14 protein-coding genes, 2 tRNA genes, 1 other RNA gene and 2 pseudogenes are annotated in these 21,588 nt (G+C 50.0%); 8 read left to right on the top strand and 11 right to left on the bottom strand.

Annotated elements, in window-relative coordinates; genetic code table 11:
• Window positions 1–679: 679 nt before the first annotated feature.
• Window positions 680–1,327 (bottom strand): YchE family NAAT transporter, encoded by a 648-nt coding sequence (locus U0026_RS10795; protein WP_062778941.1) that lies wholly within the window; start codon window positions 1,325–1,327, stop codon window positions 680–682.
• A 495-nt stretch (window positions 1,328–1,822) separates the two neighbouring features.
• On the opposite strand from U0026_RS10795, the gene adhE reads away from it, so the two are divergent.
• On the top strand, window positions 1,823–4,492 hold the full coding sequence (adhE, locus tag U0026_RS10790) for a bifunctional acetaldehyde-CoA/alcohol dehydrogenase (protein WP_062778938.1): 2,670 nt from the start codon (window positions 1,823–1,825) through the stop codon (window positions 4,490–4,492).
• 137 nt (window positions 4,493–4,629) lie between these two features.
• On the opposite strand, the gene tdk is transcribed toward adhE, so the two are convergent.
• Window positions 4,630–5,259, bottom strand: a complete 630-nt coding sequence (gene tdk / locus U0026_RS10785) for a thymidine kinase (protein WP_062778935.1) — start codon at window positions 5,257–5,259, stop codon at window positions 4,630–4,632.
• Window positions 5,260–6,163: 904 nt separating this feature from the next.
• Here tdk and hns point away from each other — a divergent pair.
• Window positions 6,164–6,577, top strand: a complete 414-nt coding sequence (hns, locus tag U0026_RS10780) for a histone-like nucleoid-structuring protein H-NS (protein ID WP_052284405.1) — start codon at window positions 6,164–6,166, stop codon at window positions 6,575–6,577.
• A gap of 157 nt (window positions 6,578–6,734) precedes the next feature.
• On the opposite strand, the gene galU is transcribed toward hns, so the two are convergent.
• Together galU and U0026_RS10770 are read right to left on the bottom strand one after the other, a co-directional pair.
• The gene (gene galU / locus U0026_RS10775; protein WP_062778932.1) at window positions 6,735–7,643 is read right to left on the bottom strand and encodes a UTP--glucose-1-phosphate uridylyltransferase GalU; all 909 of its coding nucleotides are present in this window, start codon (window positions 7,641–7,643) and stop codon (window positions 6,735–6,737) included.
• Window positions 7,644–7,947: 304 nt separating this feature from the next.
• Window positions 7,948–8,322 (bottom strand): annotated as a pseudogene (locus tag U0026_RS10770) (two-component system response regulator RssB); the annotation flags it as partial.
• Between the two features lie 55 nt (window positions 8,323–8,377).
• On the opposite strand from U0026_RS10770, the gene U0026_RS10765 reads away from it, so the two are divergent.
• Window positions 8,378–9,075 (top strand): IS1-like element IS1B family transposase gene (locus U0026_RS10765; protein WP_241973917.1). Its coding sequence is split into 2 segments (ribosomal slippage): window positions 8,378–8,627 and window positions 8,627–9,075, totalling 699 coding nucleotides; the frame shifts between segments, so codons are not numbered across the junction.
• Between the two features lie 15 nt (window positions 9,076–9,090).
• On the opposite strand, the pseudogene rssB reads toward U0026_RS10765, so the two are convergent.
• Together rssB and rssA are read right to left on the bottom strand one after the other, a co-directional pair.
• Window positions 9,091–9,738 (bottom strand): annotated as a pseudogene (gene rssB, locus U0026_RS10760) (two-component system response regulator RssB); the annotation flags it as partial.
• Window positions 9,739–9,829: 91 nt separating this feature from the next.
• Window positions 9,830–10,741 (bottom strand): patatin-like phospholipase RssA, encoded by a 912-nt coding sequence (rssA, locus tag U0026_RS10755; RefSeq protein ID WP_062779887.1) that lies wholly within the window; start codon window positions 10,739–10,741, stop codon window positions 9,830–9,832.
• 113 nt (window positions 10,742–10,854) lie between these two features.
• Here rssA and U0026_RS10750 point away from each other — a divergent pair, with 113 nt between their 5' ends.
• The 5 genes from U0026_RS10750 (at window position 10,855) to U0026_RS10730 (ending at window position 12,744) form a co-directional block, all read left to right on the top strand.
• Entirely contained in the window at window positions 10,855–11,313 is a 459-nt protein-coding gene (locus U0026_RS10750; protein WP_062779889.1) for a YchJ family protein, read from the top strand.
• Between the two features lie 43 nt (window positions 11,314–11,356).
• Window positions 11,357–12,199, top strand: a complete 843-nt coding sequence (gene purU / locus U0026_RS10745; RefSeq protein WP_062779891.1) for a formyltetrahydrofolate deformylase — start codon at window positions 11,357–11,359, stop codon at window positions 12,197–12,199.
• Window positions 12,200–12,361: 162 nt separating this feature from the next.
• Window positions 12,362–12,446: transfer RNA gene (locus U0026_RS10740), tRNA-Tyr, on the top strand.
• Window positions 12,447–12,481: 35 nt separating this feature from the next.
• A tRNA-Tyr gene (locus U0026_RS10735) sits at window positions 12,482–12,566 on the top strand.
• A gap of 46 nt (window positions 12,567–12,612) precedes the next feature.
• Window positions 12,613–12,744: non-coding RNA, RtT sRNA (locus U0026_RS10730), on the top strand.
• Between the two features lie 238 nt (window positions 12,745–12,982).
• On the opposite strand, the gene narI is transcribed toward U0026_RS10730, so the two are convergent.
• The 5 genes from narI to U0026_RS10705 all read right to left on the bottom strand — a co-directional run bounded on the left by narI (window position 12,983) and on the right by U0026_RS10705 (window position 21,432).
• The gene (narI, locus tag U0026_RS10725; protein WP_062778775.1) at window positions 12,983–13,660 is read right to left on the bottom strand and encodes a respiratory nitrate reductase subunit gamma; all 678 of its coding nucleotides are present in this window, start codon (window positions 13,658–13,660) and stop codon (window positions 12,983–12,985) included.
• Entirely contained in the window at window positions 13,660–14,370 is a 711-nt protein-coding gene (narJ, locus tag U0026_RS10720) for a nitrate reductase molybdenum cofactor assembly chaperone (RefSeq protein ID WP_062778773.1), read from the bottom strand. Before narJ ends, narI begins: the two co-directional genes overlap by 1 nt.
• Entirely contained in the window at window positions 14,367–15,905 is a 1,539-nt protein-coding gene (gene narH, locus U0026_RS10715) for a nitrate reductase subunit beta (RefSeq protein WP_062778771.1), read from the bottom strand. The genes narJ and narH overlap by 4 nt, the downstream gene beginning before the upstream one ends.
• Window positions 15,902–19,645, bottom strand: a complete 3,744-nt coding sequence (locus tag U0026_RS10710; protein WP_062778769.1) for a nitrate reductase subunit alpha — start codon at window positions 19,643–19,645, stop codon at window positions 15,902–15,904. Before U0026_RS10710 ends, narH begins: the two co-directional genes overlap by 4 nt.
• 395 nt (window positions 19,646–20,040) lie before the next feature.
• Window positions 20,041–21,432 carry a NarK family nitrate/nitrite MFS transporter gene (locus U0026_RS10705; protein ID WP_062778767.1) on the bottom strand — a complete coding sequence of 464 codons (1,392 nt, stop codon included), beginning with the start codon at window positions 21,430–21,432 and terminating at the stop codon, window positions 20,041–20,043.
• Between the last annotated feature and the right edge of the window lie 156 nt (window positions 21,433–21,588).

Here is a 21,588-nt window from a genome sequence, read left to right as displayed (position 1 = left end):
AGATTTTTGCGTCTGCCAGGTCATTTACTGCTTGCTATCACCGACTTTTTTATTACGGCCGCTCTATGGCAACCTGACGTCGATTCTTGTAAAGGCTCCCCCCTGTCGGGAGTCTTTGAATATTCTGATTACAACCATTTACAACTTGAAATGGTTGTAATTTACAAAACTTTATCTTGCGAATAACTTAGGCCGGAAAGTACCAAATGGCTGGCACTGCCGCCAATATAATTTGTAAATTTGTTAAGCAATTCTCTTTTGATCAACAATTCAGCCTTAGAGCGATAGGATAATCGCATTAAGAAAGTACGTTAAATCAATATTTATCAATTAGATATGAAAAACAGGTTCGTTAACTGACAGCCCTGCTTATCACCGCTCGTTTTTTGCACAAAAAATTAACACTTGTTCATTTTTTAGCACATAACTCTGCGAGAAAACTGAAATTACTAATATCATTTCGATTATCTAACGGCAAGCCCCAGAGTATCGTGTGAGGGAAATAACATTTTGAGCGCGGAGGAGAAGAACCAAGAAATGCTGTATAAGCCTGATTAAAATAGATTTTTTAGAATCATTGGAATTGGTTATCGTTAAGCCGTTGCAGCAACACAGAGATAGTTTTTTCTGATATTAACGGCAGCAATAGATAAAATTATCTCTTGCTGCCGCAGAATAATTAACCGACCAGACCGGGGAAAATAGATTTGATACCGGTGACAATAAATTCGATACCCAGCGCCATTAATAAAAGCCCCATGATACGAGTCACAACGTTAATGCCTGTCTGTCCCAACATACGCACAAGCCATGGTGCAATACGGAAAATCCCCCAACAACAGGCGGCAAACAGGGCAATAGAAAGTGAAAAACCTAATAGATAAGGAAGGGAGTGATAACGCGAACCCCAGACAATGGTTGAACTTATCGCACCCGGCCCTGCCATCAACGGCAGTGCTAACGGCACCACGCCGAGACTTTCACGTACCGCTGTTTCTGATTTTTCCTGCTTATTCTGTTTATCTTCGCCCAGCTTACCGCTGATCATCGACATCGCAATCGTCACGACGAGGATGCCACCGGCGATACGGAACGAGTCAATAGAAATGCCAAACAATTGTAAGATCAAATCGCCAAGGAACAGAGAGGTCAGCAGAATAATGGCAACCGACAGACTGGCCGTCGTATTCGTTTTATTTCGCGCAACCGCCGTCTGATAGCTTGTCAGGCTGATAAAGACGGGGATCAACCCCACCGGGTTGACTAACGCAAACAGTCCGACAAAGAACTTAAAGAAGATAGGAAAATCAAACAGCGTTTGAGTCACATTTACCCCAGAGGACCATTAAAAGTTGTAGTTGACGAACAGCAAACCGTGAGATGCGCTGACAATACCCTTTTTATTAGCAGCGTTCATTAGAATTATCCATAAAAGCAGGGATAAAACAGAGTGTTATGTATTTGTATAAACTATGCTAATGTCTCCACTATCACGACTCACGATTGATTAACAGTTTCTGTGTTTTACTAAAGGCGCCCTGCTGAAAGGTGTCAGCTTCGCTTAAACTTGATTTAGATCACGTAAATCGTACTCAGAAGTGGGTAATCTGCTTACACCGAAAGAGAAACGACTTACCAAAAAAGTCGTACTCCTGACGGTAAGCTCCTTGGCTAAATCGAAGCTCTTTTAGTAAATCAGTGAATCAGTTCGTGGATAACTTATTGTTTTCTTAACTCTTTCACCAGCTGCAGGTGATTTGTCTATAATGACTTGTCGAGCAGATGATTCACTAAAAAAGTTTAACATTATCAGGAGAGCATTATGGCTGTTACTAATGTCGCTGAACTTAACGCACTTGTAGAGCGCGTAAAAAAAGCCCAGCGTGAATATGCCGGTTTCACTCAAGAGCAAGTTGACAAAATCTTCCGCGCCGCCGCTCTGGCCGCAGCAGATGCTCGAATCCCTCTCGCAAAAATGGCCGTTGCCGAATCAGGCATGGGTATTGTTGAAGACAAAGTGATCAAAAACCACTTCGCGTCTGAATATATCTACAACGCCTATAAAGATGAAAAGACCTGTGGTGTCCTGGCTGAAGACCACACCTTTGGTACCATCACTATTGCTGAACCTATCGGTATCATCTGCGGTATCGTTCCAACCACTAACCCAACGTCTACCGCTATCTTCAAATCGCTGATCAGCCTGAAGACGCGTAACGCCATCATCTTCTCTCCGCATCCGCGTGCTAAAGATGCAACCAATAAAGCAGCAGATATCGTTCTGCAGGCTGCTATCGCCGCTGGCGCACCAAAAGATCTGATTGGCTGGATTGACCAACCGTCTGTTGAACTGTCTAACGCTCTGATGCATCACCCGGACATCAACCTGATTCTTGCGACCGGTGGTCCAGGCATGGTTAAAGCAGCATACAGCTCCGGTAAACCAGCAATCGGCGTTGGCGCAGGTAACACCCCTGTTGTTATCGACGAAACCGCTGATATCAAACGTGCCGTTGCTTCTGTTCTGATGTCTAAAACTTTCGATAACGGCGTAATCTGTGCTTCTGAACAGTCTGTTGTTGTCGTTGATTCTGTATACGACGCCGTTCGCGAGCGTTTTGCAAGCCACGGCGGCTACATGCTGCAGGGCAAAGAGCTGAAAGCCGTTCAGGACATCATCCTGAAAAATGGCGGTCTGAACGCCGCTATCGTGGGTCAGCCTGCACATAAAATTGCTGAACTGGCAGGCTTCACCGTACCAACCACCACCAAGATTCTGATTGGTGAAGTGAAGGTTGTTGACGAAACTGAACCATTTGCACACGAAAAACTGTCTCCAACTCTGGCGATGTATCGTGCAAAAGATTTCGAAGATGCTGTTGATAAAGCTGAAAAACTGGTTGCAATGGGCGGTATCGGTCACACCTCTTGCCTGTACACCGACCAGGACAACCAGCCAGAACGCGTAGCTTACTTCGGTCAGCTGATGAAAACCGCGCGTATCCTGATCAACACCCCTGCTTCTCAGGGTGGTATCGGTGACCTGTATAACTTCAAACTCGCACCTTCCCTGACTCTGGGTTGTGGTTCATGGGGTGGTAACTCCATCTCTGAAAACGTTGGTCCTAAGCACCTGATCAACAAAAAAACCGTTGCTAAGCGAGCTGAAAACATGTTGTGGCATAAACTTCCGAAATCTATCTACTTCCGTCGTGGCTCACTGCCTATCGCGTTAGATGAGTTGATTACTGATGGTCACAAACGTGCGCTGATCGTGACCGACCGCTTCCTGTTCAACAACGGCTACGCAGACCAAATCACTTCTGTACTGAAAGCTGCTGGCGTTGAAACAGACGTGTTCTTCGAAGTTGAAGCAGACCCAACGCTGACCATCGTTCGTAAGGGCGCTGAGCTGGCGAACTCCTTCAAACCAGACGTGATCATCGCGCTGGGCGGCGGTTCCCCGATGGACGCAGCAAAAATCATGTGGGTTATGTACGAGCACCCAGAAACTCACTTCGAAGAACTGGCACTGCGCTTTATGGACATCCGTAAACGTATCTACAAGTTCCCGAAAATGGGCGTGAAAGCAAAAATGGTTGCGATCACCACCACTTCCGGTACCGGTTCTGAAGTGACTCCATTTGCGGTTGTGACCGACGATGCTACGGGTCAGAAATACCCGCTGGCTGACTACGCGCTGACTCCAGATATGGCTATTGTTGATGCCAACCTGGTTATGGATATGCCGAAGTCACTGTGTGCATTCGGTGGTCTGGATGCCGTGACTCACGCCCTGGAAGCTTACGTTTCCGTACTGGCGTCTGAGTTCTCCGACGGTCAGGCACTGCAAGCTCTGAAACTGCTGAAAGAAAACCTGCCAGCGTCCTACCATGAAGGGTCTAAAAACCCGGTAGCACGTGAACGCGTTCACAGTGCAGCAACCATCGCGGGTATTGCGTTTGCTAACGCCTTCTTGGGTGTTTGTCACTCTATGGCGCACAAGCTGGGTTCTCAGTTCCACATTCCTCACGGTCTGGCGAACGCCCTGCTTATTAGCAACGTTATTCGTTATAACGCGAACGACAACCCTACTAAACAGACTGCATTCAGCCAGTACGACCGTCCACAAGCTCGTCGTCGCTACGCTGAAATTGCAGACCATCTGGGTCTGTCTGCACCGGGCGACCGTACTGCAGCGAAAATCGAGAAACTGCTGGGCTGGTTGGATGAAATCAAAGCGGACCTGGGTATTCCTAAGTCTATCCGTGAAGCTGGCGTACAGGAATCTGACTTCCTGGCCCATGTCGACAAACTCTCTGAAGATGCGTTTGATGACCAGTGTACCGGTGCTAACCCGCGCTACCCACTGATTGCTGAACTGAAGCAGATTCTGCTGGATACCTTCTACGGTCGTAACTACGTTGAAGGTGCCGTTGAAGAGAAGAAAGAAGCAGCTCCCGCTAAAGCTGAGAAAAAAGCGAAGAAATAATTCGTTTTAACTCCGCCTGAAAAGCGAAAATGAAAGCCCCATCAATGATGGGGCTTTTTTTGTATCTTATAAAAACGATGGAGAGTACATAAGATATCCCTACCCTCTACAAGGGCAGGAAAAACAGCTGAAGGGGATTAGACAGAATGACGGTTATGGCTGTGTTTATCCTGAATAACGGCCAGCGAGCCCTTTTCGAGCGCTTCTTTGTAATGTTTACGGCACACGGAGACATAACGCTCATTTCCGCCAATAACGACCTGCTCACCTTCATTGTACGGGCGTCCTCCCTGATCGAGACGCAGTACCATGCTGGCTTTACGCCCACAGAAACAAATCGTTTTTAATTCCACCAGCTTGTCCGACAGTGCCAATAAATACTGACTACCGCCAAATAATTCACCTCGGAAATCCGTTCTCAGCCCATAGCACAATACCGGGATATCGAGATTATCAACCACGTCAGACAACGCGTAAACCTGCTCACGAGTCAGGAACTGGCATTCATCAACCAGAACACAGTTAACAGGCTCTCGTGCGTTCTCAGCGCTAATTTCAGCGAATAAATTGCTGCTTTGATTAAACAGTTTAGCTGGGGAAGAGAGGCCAATACGGGAGCTAACCTTACCAGCGCCAAAACGATCGTCTATTTCAGCGGTATAAACGACAGTACGCATACCGCGTTCCTGGTAATTGTATGACGACTGCAACAGCGCCGTCGACTTCCCCGCATTCATCGCCGAGTAGTAGAAATATAGTTGTGCCATGGGCCAAAGGTTCCTAATCGATGCGTTTTCCAAACGGGCCGCAGTGTAACATATTTCGCCCACAAGCTCTCAGCACCATCCTGCCAATTTGTATCAGCGCACATATCGATAACCAGACAGGGTGAGAATCTGTTAACCATAGGTTAACGATAATAAACACTATCATTATGTGGATAGGGTTATTTATCCACCAGGAATGGGTAACACCATCATAATACTGAGTTATTTTTTACTTTCATCGACTGGAATGCCCGACTTCTGGGACTCAAATATGAGAATAGGTAGCAGGGTTAATAGTTGATACAATTAATGAGTCAGCCATGAAAATGTGACTCACCGCAATTTGTATGCTGAAAGACTATCCACTGTTATCTGTAAATTAAACCGCTCGAAGTTGAAATAACATCGCCATAACTAGGGCTTTCCCCCATCCCCCTACCATGTATGAACGGTATTGCCTTCTAGGTACATTGAACATTGTTATCATAGGAAACAATGTCCTCATACACTAGCCAGACTAATAGCCTTATGGTTATCGTGATAAGTCCAGCAGAACCGCCGGCGAGACAGGAAGTGGTTAAGCAATGTAACCATTCTGCGACTAAAAATTAATGCACAAAATTGATGCATGCCGAGTAATACATAAGGTTGATATTTATCCATACGGAGTATATTTCTGGGAGGAAATCGCCTGCATCCCGCATGTTATCCCGTTGCACTGTTGAACAATAAGTACCGCCATAGTGTGTATGCCTAAGGGCAATTTAACTTATAAATATTAAATACAGCACCAAATAACACGTTATTTTGAATTCCTTACATTCTTACCTATTGCACAACTCAATTTATCACTCTATTATTACTTCAACAAACCACCCCACAATATAAGTTTGAGATTACTACAATGAGCGAAGCACTTAAAATTTTGAACAACATCCGTACTCTTCGTGCGCAGGCAAGAGAATGCACCCTTGAAACGCTTGAAGAAATGCTGGAAAAATTAGAAGTTGTAGTTAACGAACGTCGCGAAGAAGATAACGCTGCAGCTGCAGAAATCGAAGAGCGTACTCGTAAACTGCAACAATATCGTGAAATGCTGATTGCTGATGGTATTGATCCTAACGAACTGCTGAATAGCATGGCTGCGGCTAAAACTGGCACCAAAGCTAAACGTGCTGCACGTCCGGCTAAATACAGCTACGTTGACGAGAACGGCGAAACCAAAACCTGGACTGGCCAGGGCCGTACTCCAGCAGTAATCAAAAAAGCAATGGACGAACAGGGTAAATCTCTGGACGATTTCCTGATCAAGGATTAATCCTTACGCTTTGTAAAAATCCCGCTCCTGCGGGATTTTTTATATTCAGTCGCCAACGCCCTCATGATAACCCACCTGACATATCTGATTTTTATCCGTTGGTAATATTTGGATATAAAAAAACCGGGTTTCCCCGGTTTTAGCAGTCAGCGTAAAATTACTTAGCGACGTCCAGCGTATCTTGCAGCCAGGCTTTAAAATCTTCACCCAGCGTATTGTGACGAATGCCGTATTCAACAAACGCCTGCATATAACCCAGCTTATTACCGCAATCATGGCTCTTGCCTTTCATGTGGTACGCTTCAACCGTTTCTTTTTCGATAAGCATGTCAATGCCGTCGGTTAGCTGAATTTCATCACCTGCTCCTGGAGGGGTTTTCGCCAGCAGTGGCCAGATTTCTGCGCTCAGAACATAACGACCGACTACGGCGAGATTAGACGGTGCAACATCGGCTTTTGGTTTCTCAACCACACCTACCATCGGTACGCTGTCGCCAGGGCTCAGCGCCGCACCTTTGCAGTCTACAACGCCATAAGCGGTCACATCAGCGACAGGCTCAACCATGATTTGGCTAGCACCGGTCTCGTCGAAGCGAGCAATCATTTCAGCCAGGTTATCGCGGCTCAGATCGGACTCATATTCATCAAGGATCACGTCCGGCAAAATGACGGCAACCGGTTCGTCACCGACGACAGGATGCGCGCACAATACAGCGTGTCCCAGACCTTTAGCCAGACCCTGACGTACCTGCATGATAGTCACGTGCGGCGGGCAAATAGACTGAACCTCTTCAAGAAGCTGACGTTTTACGCGCTTCTCCAGCATGGCTTCAAGCTCAAAGCTGGTATCAAAGTGGTTTTCGATGGAATTCTTGGAAGAATGGGTAACCAGTACAATTTCAGTGATACCAGCTGCAATACACTCGTTCACAACATACTGAATTAAAGGCTTATCAACCAGCGGCAGCATTTCTTTAGGAATTGCTTTTGTTGCTGGCAACATCCTTGTCCCTAATCCCGCAACCGGGATCACAGCCTTTGTTACTTTCGAATTTAGGGCAGCCATTCAAATCTCCTGAACTGTTCAAACTTTGAACTTGCTCGTTAATTAATTACGCGTTGAGTATATCATCACAGGCTCATAAGGCTGCTCTGAAAAGGACGCGTTGACCTTGAATTAAGATTAATACCGTAAGCCATGGTACTGATGACAATGAACTTACCCGATACCTAAGCCTGATGCTGAGCACGACTACCAAAGATAATAGGTTAGCCCGGGGTACCCGACGAGTATATCCATATCAATTTGCAGATAGTATCACTGCGAAAGATAAGCCGTTAAAACTATCCCTGTAAAAAAATGCGTTTGCTCATTCCGCAGACAACATTAAGCGTAATCGACCGCCATTACCCCAAATCTGGCACTGCCAGGAAGTACAGCGTTGACTTATTTGATTGAGATAGGCACTGCCTAGCGTGCCTAGCGGTACGCCATTACTTATTTGAATCTGATGATCGCCGGTATTTAATGTCCCGTTCAAACCCGCGGACACCAGGATAAGGTTGTTTAAGCCACTGTGATAATAACCAACCAGTAATGGAAACTGGCCAGGAAGATTAGCCTGGCGCAGTAGTTGATTCACCTGCTTTAACAGAGCACCTAATTCGGGGAGACGCTGCCCCTGATGGGAAAGCTGTTCTTGCAATAGGCCGTTAAATAGCACACGTAATAACAACGCGGCTAAGGTGATGCTGCCAACTTACTGATTTAGTGTATGATGGTGTTTTTGAGGTGCTCCAGTGGCTTCTGTTTCTATCAGCTGTCCCTCCTGTTCAGCTACTGACGGGGTGGTGCGTAACGGCAAAAGCACCGCCGGACATCAGCGCTATCTCTGCTCTCACTGCCGTAAAACATGGCAACTGCAGTTCACTTACACCGCTTCTCAACCCGGTACGCACCAGAAAATCATTGATATGGCCATGAATGGCGTTGGATGCCGGGCAACTGCCCGCATTATGGGCGTTGGCCTCAACACGATTTTCCGCCATTTAAAAAACTCAGGCCGCAGTCGGTAACCTCGCGCATACAGCCGGGCAGTGACGTCATCGTCTGCGCGGAAATGGACGAACAGTGGGGATACGTCGGGGCTAAATCGCGCCAGCGCTGGCTGTTTTACGCGTATGACAGGCTCCGGAAGACGGTTGTTGCGCACGTATTCGGTGAACGCACTATGGCGACGCTGGGGCGTCTTATGAGCCTGCTGTCACCCTTTGACGTGGTGATATGGATGACGGATGGCTGGCCGCTGTATGAATCCCGCCTGAAGGGAAAGCTGCACATAATCAGCAAGCGATATACGCAGCGAATTGAGCGGCATAACCTGAATCTGAGGCAGCACCTGGCACGGCTGGGACGGAAGTCGCTGTCGTTCTCAAAATCGGTGGAGCTGCATGACAAAGTCATCGGGCATTATCTGAACATAAAACACTATCAATAAGTTGGAGTCATTACCCGCGGCTAATACGCCATTATCTCCTGCCCGAGTCACATCCAGACAATAAAAGGCCAGATCGTGCTCCGATAATGGCGCAATATCCAAAACCAGCCCTGGCGCATCCACGGACATAAGTTGGCGATAATTTATTCGACAATGTGAGATGTGTTGCTGAACTGGTGGCTGTAACTCTTGTAACAGCTTAGCGGCAGCGGCGGGATTGTTTACCAGCGCATCCCAGTCTTCAAATAAACGCTCCTCTTCCTCAACCCGCGAATTAAACATATTGGGGTAGAGGCAAGCCAGCACGGTTTCCCGAAGACGGTTAAGATCCTTAACCGGTTTTAATAATACATCCTGCACCCCAAGACGGAGCGCTTTGGCGATATCAGCCATATTTTCGGTTGCTGATATGACGAGAATAGGTAATGAATGGCCGGCATTACGGACATGTTCAACCAGTTGTAAGCCGTTCATACGCGGCATAGCGAGATCGCAGATCATCAAATCTGGGGATTGGTTCGCCATTTGCGTTAGCGCTTCAACCCCATCCTGGGCCAGCAGAGTGGTTGCGCCAAGTGACGAAAGCCATGAATCCATAAGTGAGCGGAAAACAGGTTCGTCTTCGACAATCAAAATTTGTTTTCCCGCCAATGGCTGCGTCATGATATCTCCCCTGCCCGACGATAAGTAAATAGTGGCATGCTATTGTGATAATCGCCTTTCAGATTTTGCTGAAGTAGTCGAAAAAAATGCCTTAAATCGAACTTTGAACCAAAGGCAAAAGCTCATCTGTCTTTTTTTCAACCGCTTGTTGACCAGCGGCGATTGCAGATGAAGCCCGATGAAAATCCAGAGTCGAAATCTGGGGACAGAACGGCTGTAATAAAATGTCCGGTGGATCGCCCGCCATACGGTTACGCTTAAGCCGGTTTTCCAGAACTTGTATTGACGTGGTCATAATTTCCATCGCCGTCGGTGCCACCACCGAACGACGGCTCGCCACACGGCCCAGACGCGTGCGCAGGCGTTCACGCCATGATAATGCATCAGGCGTTGCATTTATCTCGTCATCAGGCTGAATATTGACGGACAGGAGATCCTGCTGCATGAGATGTGCGTCATGTTGCAAATCGACAGCAATAACAATGTCAGCACCCAGTGCTCGTGTGAGTGAAACCGGCACCGGATTCACTACTGCACCATCAACCAACCAATAGCCATTATGCAATACGGGCGCCATCAGGCCAGGAATGCTACAGGATGCACGGACCGCCATGTGCAGATCGCCGTCGGTAAACCACAGTTCACGGCCGGTACTGAGATTAGTCGCTACCGTGGCAAAACGACGCTCGCAGTGTTCAATCTTCTCAACAGGCATAATCTGTCGATACTGGTTAAACACCCGCTCGCCGCGCAGCAGGCCGCCTCGACGCCATGAGAGGTCCATCAGGCGCAAAACGTCCCAATAGCTAAAGGAACACACCCACTTTTCCAGCTGCGGAAGACGATTACTGGCATAGGCGGCACCGACCAGCGATCCGATTGAACATCCCGCCACGATGTCGACTTCTATACCCATCTTTTGAAGTGCTTTTATCACGCCAATATGCGACCAACCTCGCGCGGCCCCTGAACCCAACGCCAGGCCAATTTTAATTTTTCTCATTATTACCGAAAGACATCCTCTTGTTTCTGGCGTGGCATCATTGCCACTGCTCGGTTACCATAGTGCTATCAGGCGCTACGTCGCCATCAATATGTCGACTCAGGGAGACGTCTTTGTCAGAACTTTGCCCTTGTGGCAGCGCTCTGGAGTATAGCCTATGTTGCCAGCGTTATCTGTCAGGCAACGAATGTGCCCCAGACCCGTCACATCTTATGCGTTCACGCTACTGCGCCTTCGTCAGGAAGGATGTTGATTATCTGGTGAAAACCTGGCATTCCTCCTGCCAGGCTGACACATTCCGTGACAATATCCAGAGCGGATTTGCGCATACTCAATGGCTTGGACTTACCGTCTTCGCCACCGAAGATGGCCGCAATCCCGACGAAGGCTTTGTCAGTTTTGTTGCCCGTTATAATGAAAATAACAAGAATGGCGCCATCATTGAGCGTTCACGATTCTTAAAAGAAAACGGACAGTGGTATTATATCGACGGCACGCGGCCATTGATTGGCAGAAATGATCTCTGCCCATGCGGCTCAGGTAAGAAATTTAAAAAATGCTGCGGGCAATAGACCCGGTAGCTTCGCAAACATTATCAACAGGATTCACCCGGCAATGCACTCCATTCAACGAAAAGTTCTACGTACCATCTGCCCTGACCAAAAAGGCCTGATCGCGCGTATCACCAACATCTGCTACAAACATGAACTCAATATTGTGCAGAACAATGAGTTTGTCGATCACCGTACCGGCCGTTTCTTTATGCGTACCGAGCTTGAGGGGATCTTCAATGACACCACCCTGCTCGCAGATTTAGACAGCGCGCTACCGGAAGGTTCTGTGCGTGAACTGAACCCAGCTGGGCGCCGCCGTATCGTGATTCTGGTGACCAAAGAGGCACACTGTCTGGGCGATCTGTTGATGAAAGCCAACTACGGTGGGCTGGACGTTGAGATCGCAGCCGTCATTGGTAACCATGAAACGCTGCGTTCACTGGTTGAACGTTTCGATATTCCATTCCAGTTAGTCAGCCATGAAGGCCTGGCGCGTGAAGAGCACGATAAGCAGATGGCCGATGCCATTGAAGCGCTGCAGCCCGATTACGTCGTACTGGCGAAATACATGCGCGTATTGACGCCTGAATTTGTCGGTCGTTTCCCGAATAAAATTATCAATATTCACCACTCGTTCCTGCCAGCATTTATCGGTGCACGTCCATACCATCAGGCTTACGAACGCGGCGTGAAGATTGTGGGTGCAACGGCACACTACGTGAACGATAACCTGGATGAAGGTCCAATCATCATGCAGGACGTGATTCACGTCGACCATACCTACACGGCTGAAGATATGATGCGTGCCGGGCGTGACGTTGAGAAAAATGTCCTGAGCCGCGCACTTTACCAGGTGTTAGCCCAACGCGTATTTGTTTACGGCAATCGGACGATTATTCTTTAATCGCTAGCGAAATGAATTGATTAGCTTTAATCCGTTACGGACGAAAATTACGCAAACAGTTCATTTTGGTCAAAGGAAAGCTTTACAGCGGCGCGTCATTTGATATGATGCGCCCCGCTTCCCCAGAAGGAAGCAAGCCAGTAAAACCAAGCTTTACCCCGTGGTGGGGTTCCCGAGCGGCCAAAGGGAGCAGACTGTAAATCTGCCGTCATCGACTTCGAAGGTTCGAATCCTTCCCCCACCACCATCCTCATAGCATTACCTACAATTTGAATTACCCCTGGTGGGGTTCCCGAGCGGCCAAAGGGAGCAGACTGTAAATCTGCCGTCATCGACTTCGAAGGTTCGAATCCTTCCCCCACCACCATCACTTCCTGATAGCACCTCACTAAATCAAAACACTGAAATTCTATATTCTGCCCATGCGGGGAAGGATGAGAAGCTTCGACCAAGGTTCGATTCGAGCGCTAGCGAGAAAGCGTTGCCGCAGGCAACGACCAGAAGGGCGAGGAGCATCGCGACGAGTAATCCTTCCCCCACCACCATCACTTCCTGATAGCACCTTCTCAAATCAAACAATCAAAAACATCTTTGTTATCTCTTATAATTCTTTAGAGCTGATTCTATATTTCTGCCATATGTGCCCCGGCGGCGCTGCGCTTGGCCGGGCTACAGATAACGCACGATTGTAGCCCGGCCAAGCGCAGCGCCGCCGGGAAAGCACCAATACTCAGATATAAAAAAACCCCGCCGAAGCAGGGTTTAGTGCGTTACAGCGCTGTTTTAGTGACGAGCACGGACAATCTGATACTTGCGGGTCAGATACTCCACCGGCACGCTCCAAATGTGTACCAGGCGCGAGAACGGGAACAGCAGGAACAACGTCATCCCCAGCACCAGGTGCATACGGAAAATAAACGCTACACCGTCCAGGTATTGAGAAGCACCGCCGTGGAAGGTCACCACGGACTGCGCCCAGTTCACCAGTTTCATCATCTCGCTACCGTCCATATGCTGGGCAGAGAACGGAATAGTCAACAGACCCAGAGCACACTGGATAACCAGAATCGACAGCACCAGAATATCGGCACCGGTCGTGGTCGCACGCACGCGTGGGCTGAACAGACGGCGTTTCAGCAACAATACACCGCCTACCAGACACATCACGCCGGATGCGCCACCAGCAAACATCGCCATCTTCTGTTTCACTTCCAACGGCAGCCACGCTTCATACATCCAGTGTGGTGTAAGCATACCCAGGAAGTGACCGGCAAAAATCCCCAGAATCCCAATGTGGAACAGGTTAGACGCCAGGTTCATCCCCTTACGATCCAGCATCTGGCTGGATGCCGCGCGCCAGGTGTACTGACCGTAGTCGTAACGCAACCAGCTGCCAATCAGGAAGACAGCACCCGCAATATACGGATAGATGTCGAAGAAGAACATATTCAGGAAGTGCATTATTGCTGTCCTCCGTTAGAGATATTCAAATATTGCGGGGCAACGGCTCCGGCAAAACGACGCTGGTGATTGGAAATCTCCGACTCACCGCAGCCCTGGTCAGCAAAGAATTTGACCTGCTCTTCTTCCCAGACCGCATCAAGCGCTTGTGGCGTATCATCACGGGCTTCATCCGCAATTTTTTCCGCCACTTTCGCTTCATCTACCGCACTGTTTGCCAGTTTCAACAACTGTTCGAACAGCACCGCATAACGGCTTTCACGCTGCTGAAGACGGGCGCAGAGCAGCGCCAGAATCGGTGCGATATCCTGCAAACCTCCAATCGCTTCGCTCTCTGGCAGCTGCGCCAGATATTCCAGATATAGCGGCAGGTGATCCGGCAGCTCGCGGCTATCAAGCACCAGACCGTGCTGCTCATACTGATTCAGCAGATCCACCATCGCCTGGCCACGGTCACGAGACTCGCCGTGAACGTGTTCGAACAACAGCAGCGAGGTTGCGCGGCCACGGTCAAACAGTTCGCTGTAAGCGGCCTGCGCATCCAACGGATCCTGCGCGGTTAACTCGCGCAGGAACATGCCCAGCATCTGGGCATCCCCTTTATCCAGTTTCTCTGATGAGGCCAGAACGTCGAAGAGTTCGTCCTGATGCTGCCATAAGGCAGCATCCGGGTACTCGAGCAGACGTGACACAATCACGAGTTCAATCATGCGTGCGGCTCCGTTTTGCTGCTCACATCCACAGAATCAATACGGCGGCTGTTGAACAGATTAAACTTGGTGTCAGAACCGTGGCAGCCATCGCCGAAGCTAAAGCCACAACCGTTTTTCTCCGGGAACGCATCACGAGCCTGTTCGCGGTGGCTGCTTGGCACGACGAAACGATCTTCGTAGTTGGCAATCGCCAGATAGCGATACATTTCCTGTGCCTGCGCTTCAGTCAGACCAACTTCTTCCAGCGCACGGGTATCGATAACGCCATCTACGGTTTCCGTACGTTTAAAGTGACGCATTGCCAGCATACGTTTCAGCGCCAGCAGTACCGGCTGAGTGTCACCCGCGGTCAGCAGGTTCGCCAGGTACTGAACCGGGATACGCAGGCTTTCAACGTCAGGCAGGATACCGTTGCTGCCCAGTTCACCCGCATCGGCTGCGGACTGAATTGGAGACAGCGGTGGCACGTACCAGACCATTGGCAGCGTACGATATTCCGGGTGCAACGGCAGCGCCAGCTTCCAGTCCATCGCCATTTTGTAGACCGGCGATTTCTGGGCGGCGTCAATGACACTCAACGGAATACCGTCTTTCTGCGCCTGCTCAATCACTTTCGGATCGTTTGGATCGAGGAATACGTCCAGTTGGCGCTGATACAGATCTTTCTCGTTCTCAGTGCTTGCTGCGGTTTCAATCGCATCTGCGTCATACAGCAGCACGCCGAGGTAACGGATACGACCTACGCAGGTCTCGGAACACACGGTCGGCTGACCCGCTTCAATACGCGGATAGCAGAAGATGCATTTTTCAGACTTGCCGCTCTTCCAGTTGAAGTAGATTTTTTTGTACGGGCAACCGGTAATACACATACGCCAGCCACGACATTTGTCCTGGTCGATCAGCACAATACCGTCTTCTTCACGCTTGTAGATGGCACCGCTCGGGCACGTTGCAACGCACGCCGGGTTCAGACAGTGCTCGCAAAGGCGCGGCAGGTACATCATGAAGGTGTTCTCGAACTGGCCGTACATCGCCTTCTGCATGTTCTCGAAGTTTTTGTCTTTTGACAGCTTCTCGAACTCGCCGCCAAGGTCATCTTCCCAGTTCGGGCCCTTGGTGATTTTGTCCATACGCTTGCCGGTAATCAGCGAGCGTGGACGGGCAATCGGCTGTGCTTTGCTATCAGCCGGTGCGTTGTGCAACGTCTGATAGTCAAAGTCAAACGGCTCGTAATAATCATCCAGACCCGGCAGATGCGGGTTAGCGAAGATTTTACCCAGCAGCAGCGCTTTGTTACCCATGCGCGGCACCAGTTTGCCGTTGATCTTACGGATCCAACCGCCTTTGTATTTTTCCTGGTTTTCCCAATCGGTCGGGAAACCGGTACCCGGCTTGGTTTCAACGTTGTTGAACCATGCGTACTCGGTGCCTTCACGGCTAGTCCAGACGTTTTTACAGGTGACCGAGCAGGTGTGGCAACCGATGCATTTATCGAGATTCAGCACCATGCCGACTTGTGAACGAATTTTCATTTTACGCTCTCCTGTACCTGGTCATTACCTTCGCCGTCCAACCAGTCAATGTTCTTCATCTTACGTACCACCACAAACTCATCACGGTTCGAACCCACGGTACCGTAGTAGTTAAAGCTGTAAGCCAGGTGCGCATAGCCGCCGATCATATGAGTCGGTTTTGGCGTGATGCGGGTCACCGAGTTATGGATACCGCCGCGTTGACCGGTAATTTCTGAACCCGGCAGGTTAACAATACGTTCCTGCGCGTGGTACATCATGGTCATCCCAGCCGGTACACGCTGGCTCACGACCGCACGCGCGGTCAGAGCACCGTTGTTGTTGAAGACTTCAATCCAGTCGTTATCTTCAATACCGATGTCTTTGGCATCTTCTTCGCTCATCCACACCACCGGACCACCGCGACCTAAGGTCAGCATCAGCAGGTTGTCGCTGTAGGTTGAGTGAATACCCCATTTCTGGTGCGGCGTCAGGAAGTTCAGCGCCTTCTCTGGGTTGCCGTTTGATTTCTTGCCCATCACCTCTTTCACCGAACGGGTATCGATCGGCGGACGGTAGACCAGCAGGCTTTCACCAAAATCACGCATCCACTGGTGGTCCTGATACAAGGACTGACGACCAGACAGCGTACGCCAAGGGATCAGCTCGTGAACGTTGGTATAACCGGCGTTGTAAGAGACATGTTCATCTTCCAGGCCTGACCAGGTTGGGCTTGAGATAATCTTGCGCGGCTGCGCCTGAATATCACGGAAGCGAATTTTCTCGTCTTCTTTATTGAGCGCCAGGTGCGTGTGGTCACGACCGGTAAACTCGCTCAGTGCCGCCCAAGCTTTCACCGCCACCTGACCGTTGGTTTCCGGTGCCAGGGTGAGGATCATCTCGGCTGCGTCAATCGCGGTATCCAGCATCGGCTGGCCTTTCGCAGGGCCTTCTGCCTTGGTGTAGTTGAGCTTACGCAGCAGGTCCATTTCGCTCTGTGTATTCCAGGCAATCCCTTTACCACCGTTACCGATTTTTTCCATCAATGGTCCGATGGAGGTAAAGCGTTCATAGGTTGCCGGATAATCACGTTGAACCGGAATAATGTGCGGTGCGGTTTTACCTGGGATCAGATCACATTCGCCTTTTTTCCAGTCCTTCACGTCTAACGGCTGTGCCAGTTCGGCCGCAGAGTCGTGCTGGATTGGCAGCGTAACAATGTCCGTTTCCTGACCAAGGTGGCCCACGCAGACTTCAGAGAATTTCTTCGCGATGCCTTTGTAAATTTCCCAGTCGCTTTTCGATTCCCATGCTGGGTCAACAGCAGCAGACAGCGGGTGAATAAACGGATGCATATCCGAAGTATTCATGTCGTCTTTTTCATACCAGGTTGCCGTTGGCAGCACGATATCGGAATACAGACAGGTGCTCGACAGACGGAAGTCCAGCGTGACCACCAGATCCAACTTACCGTCGAGACCGTTATCCTGCCATTCCACTTCTTCAGGCTTCAGACCGCCCTGCTTGCCCAGATCCATCCCCTGAATACCGTGTTCGGTACCCAGCAGATATTTGAGCATGTATTCATGGCCTTTACCGGAAGAACCCAGCAGGTTAGAACGCCAGATGAACAGGTTACGTGGATGGTTTTTGCCGTTTTCCGGCTGTTCAGCCGCGAAACGAATGGTGCCTTCTTTCAGCGCCTTAACGGTATAGTCAACCGGATCCATCCCGGCTTTCTTCGCGTCATCAGCAATACGCAGTGGGTTAGTACCTAACTGCGGTGCAGATGGCAGCCAGCCCATACGTTCTGCGCGGACGTTAAAGTCCAGCAGGTGACCGGTGTAGCGGGATTTATCCGCCATCGGTGACAGCAGTTCCTGCGCGGTAACCGACTCATAACGCCATTGGCTTGAGTGGTTATAGAAGTAGGACGTACTGTTCATGTGACGTGCTGGACGCTGCCAGTCAAGGCCGAACGCCAGTGGCTGCCAACCGGTCTGTGGACGCAGTTTTTCCTGGCCGACATAGTGTGCCCAGCCGCCGCCGCTCTGACCGATACAACCGCAGAACACCAGCATATTGATAAGACCACGATAGTTCATATCGAGGTGATACCAGTGGTTCAGACCGGCACCGACGATAATCATCGAGCGACCGTGCGTTTTATCCGCGTTATCGGCAAATTCACGCGCGGTACGAATCATCTGCGCACGTGGAACACCGGTAATTTTCTCAGCCCACGCTGGCGTATACGCCTTCATGTCATCGTAGCTGGTTGCACAGTTTTCATCGTTCAGACCGCGTTCCAGGCCGTAGTTGGCCATGGTCAGATCGTAAACGGTGGTAACCAGCGCGGTCGTCCCGTCTGCCAATTGCAGGCGTTTTACCGGCAGTTTGTGCAGCAGGATGTTTTCCAGCTCTACGCTTGTGAAGTGCTCGGTGCCTTCGCCGCCAAAGTACGGGAAACCAACCTGAGCAATCTCATCCTGGCTGCCCAGCAGGCTCAGCTGCAGTTCGGTTTCATCACCGGATTTGCCGTCGCGTTGCTCAAGGTTCCATTTGCCTTTTTCGCCCCAACGGAAACCGATAGAACCGTTCGGTGCCACCATATCGCCATCGGTATTGACCGCGACGGTTTTCCATTCTGGATTATTTTCCTGACCCAGAGAGTCAACCAAGTCAGCAGCACGCAGCATACGGCCCGCAGCGTAATAACCTTCGCGCTCTTCGAGCATGACCAGCATCGGGAAGTCGGTGTAGCGACGCACGTAGTCGGTGAAGTACTGGCTTGGTTTGTCGAGGTGGAATTCACGCAACATCACGTGACCCATTGCCAGCGCCATTGCCGCATCGGTACCCTGTTTCGGTGCCAGCCACAGATCGCACAGTTTGGCGATTTCGGCGTAGTCCGGGGTGATTGCAACGGTTTTGGTGCCTTTATAACGAACTTCAGTAAAGAAGTGCGCATCTGGCGTACGGGTCTGTGGAACGTTAGAGCCCCAGGCGATGATGTAGCTGGAGTTGTACCAGTCAGCGGATTCTGGAACGTCGGTCTGCTCACCCCAGGTCTGCGGAGACGCAGGAGGTAAGTCACAGTACCAATCGTAGAAGCTCAGGCAAGTGCCGCCAATCAGCGACAGATAACGTGCGCCGGATGCGTAAGAAACCATCGACATTGCCGGAATTGGCGAGAAGCCAGCGACACGGTCAGGGCCGTAGGTTTTAACGGTATAGACGTTAGAGGCTGCAATCAGTTCGTTCACTTCCTGCCAGGAAGAACGAACGAAGCCGCCGCGACCACGAGCTTGTTTGAAGCTCTTGGCTTTGTCAGCGTCTTCAATAATAGAGGCCCAGGCATCAACCGGATCGCTGTGCAGTTTTTTCGCTTCACGCCACATTTTCATCAGGCGTTTGCGCATCAGCGGATATTTCAGACGGTTGGCGCTATAGAGGTACCAGGAATAGCTTGCGCCGCGTGGGCAGCCACGTGGTTCGTGGTTTGGTAGATCCGGGCGGGTACGCGGGTAGTCAGTCTGCTGGGTTTCCCAGGTGACCAGACCATTTTTGACATAAATCTTCCAGCTGCAAGAACCGGTGCAGTTAACGCCGTGCGTAGAACGCACGACTTTATCGTGCTGCCAGCGTTGGCGGTATCCATCTTCCCAATCCCGGTTGGTATCTAGAATCTGTCCGTGCCCATCGGCAAATGTTTCACCCTTTTGTTTAAAGTAGCGAAACCGGTCCAGGAATTTACTCATCGGGTCTCTCCTGTTTGGAGCCTTACGGCTCTCTGATAAATCGACATTGCTGAATTTGCACAGAAGGTAACGCGCTGAAAGATGGGGGGAATTGATAACGATCAAGATGGTCGGTCTTAAAAATCACTTCTAAAAATCACACTACCCACTTAGTGGTAGTATTTTTTATTTTTTAACTCACTGTAAATAAAAGGTTTTTATATTAAATTTCATATTTCAAACTGTAAAAAAAACCGCTGACGGTATTAAGGGGTAGAGATTTTTCTTCTACTACTAAGCCCCTACGTGCTCGCTGCCAGCAGGGTGTCGCAGCTCCTAAAGTATGTTGTAACTAAGAGAATGAAAAAATAAAGGCGCAAACCCTCGCGCCTTTATTTTAGAAATAACGACCTGCGTTATTTTTTCGCTTTACGTCCGTATACCACCCACGTCACTACCACGCAGACAATATAGAACACGAGGAACACTTTCATTGCCCCAGCCGGAGAACCGGTTAATTCCAGGGATGTCCCGAATGCTTTCGGAATGAAGAAGCCGCCAATAGCACCGATCGCTGAAATAAAGCCCAGCGCCGCTGCCGTATCGGTTGCCGCTTCACGCATCGCTTTCTCTTCAGTACCGCCTTCGGCTTTCACACGATCCATGGTTAATTTACGGAAAATCACCGAGATCATCTGGAAGGTTGAACCGCTACCCAAACCGGCCGTCATGAACAGTGCCAGGAAGACCACGTAGAAAGCGATAAAGCTGCCGCCTACGCCATTGGTTGGCAGGGTCATGAACAGCAGTGCGCTAAACAGCGCCATCAGAATGAAGTTAACCAGCGTGACGCGGGTCCCACCCAGACGGTCGGAAATCGCACCGCCCGCAGAACGCGCCAGTGCGCCGACAAACGGCCCGAAGAAAGCGTAATGCAGGATCTGAATATCCGGGAACTGGGTTTTCGACAGCATTGCAAAACCGGCAGAGAAACCGATAAACGAACCGAACGTTGCCAGATACAGCAGGCTCATGATCCACAGGTGACCACGTTTAAGGACCGGCAGCTGCTCTTTTAATGAAGCTTTAGAGGTTGCCAGCTCGTTCATACCAAACCAGGCAGCGACAGTGAAGATAGCCAGGAACGGCACCCAAATCCACGCAGCGTTTGCCAGATACAGTTCAGTACCGTCTGGCTGAGTCACGCCATGGCTACCGAAGACCGCGAAAATAGACAGCGACACAGCCAGTGGAGCCACCAGCTGCATCACGCTCACGCCCATGTTACCCAGGCCACCGTTTAAGCCCAGTGCACCGCCCTGCTTCTGTTTTGGGAAGAAGAAGCTGATGTTCGCCATGCTGGAGGCAAAGTTCGCACCGGCAAAGCCGCACAGCAGTGAAATAATGATGAAGGTGCTAAACGGCGTGGTGGTGTCCTGAACGGCAAAACCTAACCAGACGCACGGAATGATGAGGATCCCGGTGCTGAACGCCGTCCAACGACGACCGCCAACCAATGGCACCATAAAGGAATACGGTACGCGCAACAGAGCCCCTGATACCGACGGCAATGCGGTCAGCATAAAGAGTTGATCGGTAGTAAACTGGAAGCCCACTTTTGGTAAGTTGACCGCTACGGCGCTGAACAGCATCCAAACGCAGAATGCCAGCAGCAAACACGGTACTGAAATCCACAGGTTCCGGCTTGCAACGTGATGACCGCGCTCCTGCCAGAATGCCGGATCTTCCGGACGCCAGTCAGTAATGACAGCGCCGGTTGCCCTTTCGGGGGCAGTGGAGTGACTCATAGACACCTCTGATTATTGATATTAACCCTGCCACAGTAGGGTTTACACAGCGTAGTAAGTTGATATAAATCAAAGGAAAAGTCGGCTATATCTTGTTTAAAAAAACATCATGACTCTTTGTGGGTAGACTTTTATCTATAAAAAAACCTGTTTTAT

Origin of the sequence: Kluyvera intermedia (genome assembly GCF_034424175.1) — a bacterium.
In the GTDB taxonomy this organism is placed as follows: Bacteria; Pseudomonadota; Gammaproteobacteria; order Enterobacterales; family Enterobacteriaceae; genus Kluyvera; species Kluyvera intermedia.
The sequence above is the reverse complement of the archived record's forward strand: the minus strand, read 5'-3'. Positions and strand labels throughout refer to the sequence as shown.

What these genes read in the sequence shown, in the direction of transcription:
- rssA (WP_062779887.1), bottom strand. Translation starts at nt 10,741, where the DNA reads ATGAGAAAAATTAAAATTGGCCTGGCGTTGGGTTCAGGGGCCGCGCGA.
- purU (WP_062779891.1), top strand. Translation starts at nt 11,357, where the DNA reads ATGCACTCCATTCAACGAAAAGTTCTACGTACCATCTGCCCTGACCAA.
- narI (WP_062778775.1), bottom strand. Translation starts at nt 13,660, where the DNA reads ATGCACTTCCTGAATATGTTCTTCTTCGACATCTATCCGTATATTGCG.
- U0026_RS10705 (WP_062778767.1), bottom strand. Translation starts at nt 21,432, where the DNA reads ATGAGTCACTCCACTGCCCCCGAAAGGGCAACCGGCGCTGTCATTACT.
- tdk (WP_062778935.1), bottom strand. Translation starts at nt 5,259, where the DNA reads ATGGCACAACTATATTTCTACTACTCGGCGATGAATGCGGGGAAGTCG.
- narJ (WP_062778773.1), bottom strand. Translation starts at nt 14,370, where the DNA reads ATGATTGAACTCGTGATTGTGTCACGTCTGCTCGAGTACCCGGATGCT.
- adhE (WP_062778938.1), top strand. Translation starts at nt 1,823, where the DNA reads ATGGCTGTTACTAATGTCGCTGAACTTAACGCACTTGTAGAGCGCGTA.
- U0026_RS10710 (WP_062778769.1), bottom strand. Translation starts at nt 19,645, where the DNA reads ATGAGTAAATTCCTGGACCGGTTTCGCTACTTTAAACAAAAGGGTGAA.
- galU (WP_062778932.1), bottom strand. Translation starts at nt 7,643, where the DNA reads ATGGCTGCCCTAAATTCGAAAGTAACAAAGGCTGTGATCCCGGTTGCG.
- hns (WP_052284405.1), top strand. Translation starts at nt 6,164, where the DNA reads ATGAGCGAAGCACTTAAAATTTTGAACAACATCCGTACTCTTCGTGCG.
- narH (WP_062778771.1), bottom strand. Translation starts at nt 15,905, where the DNA reads ATGAAAATTCGTTCACAAGTCGGCATGGTGCTGAATCTCGATAAATGC.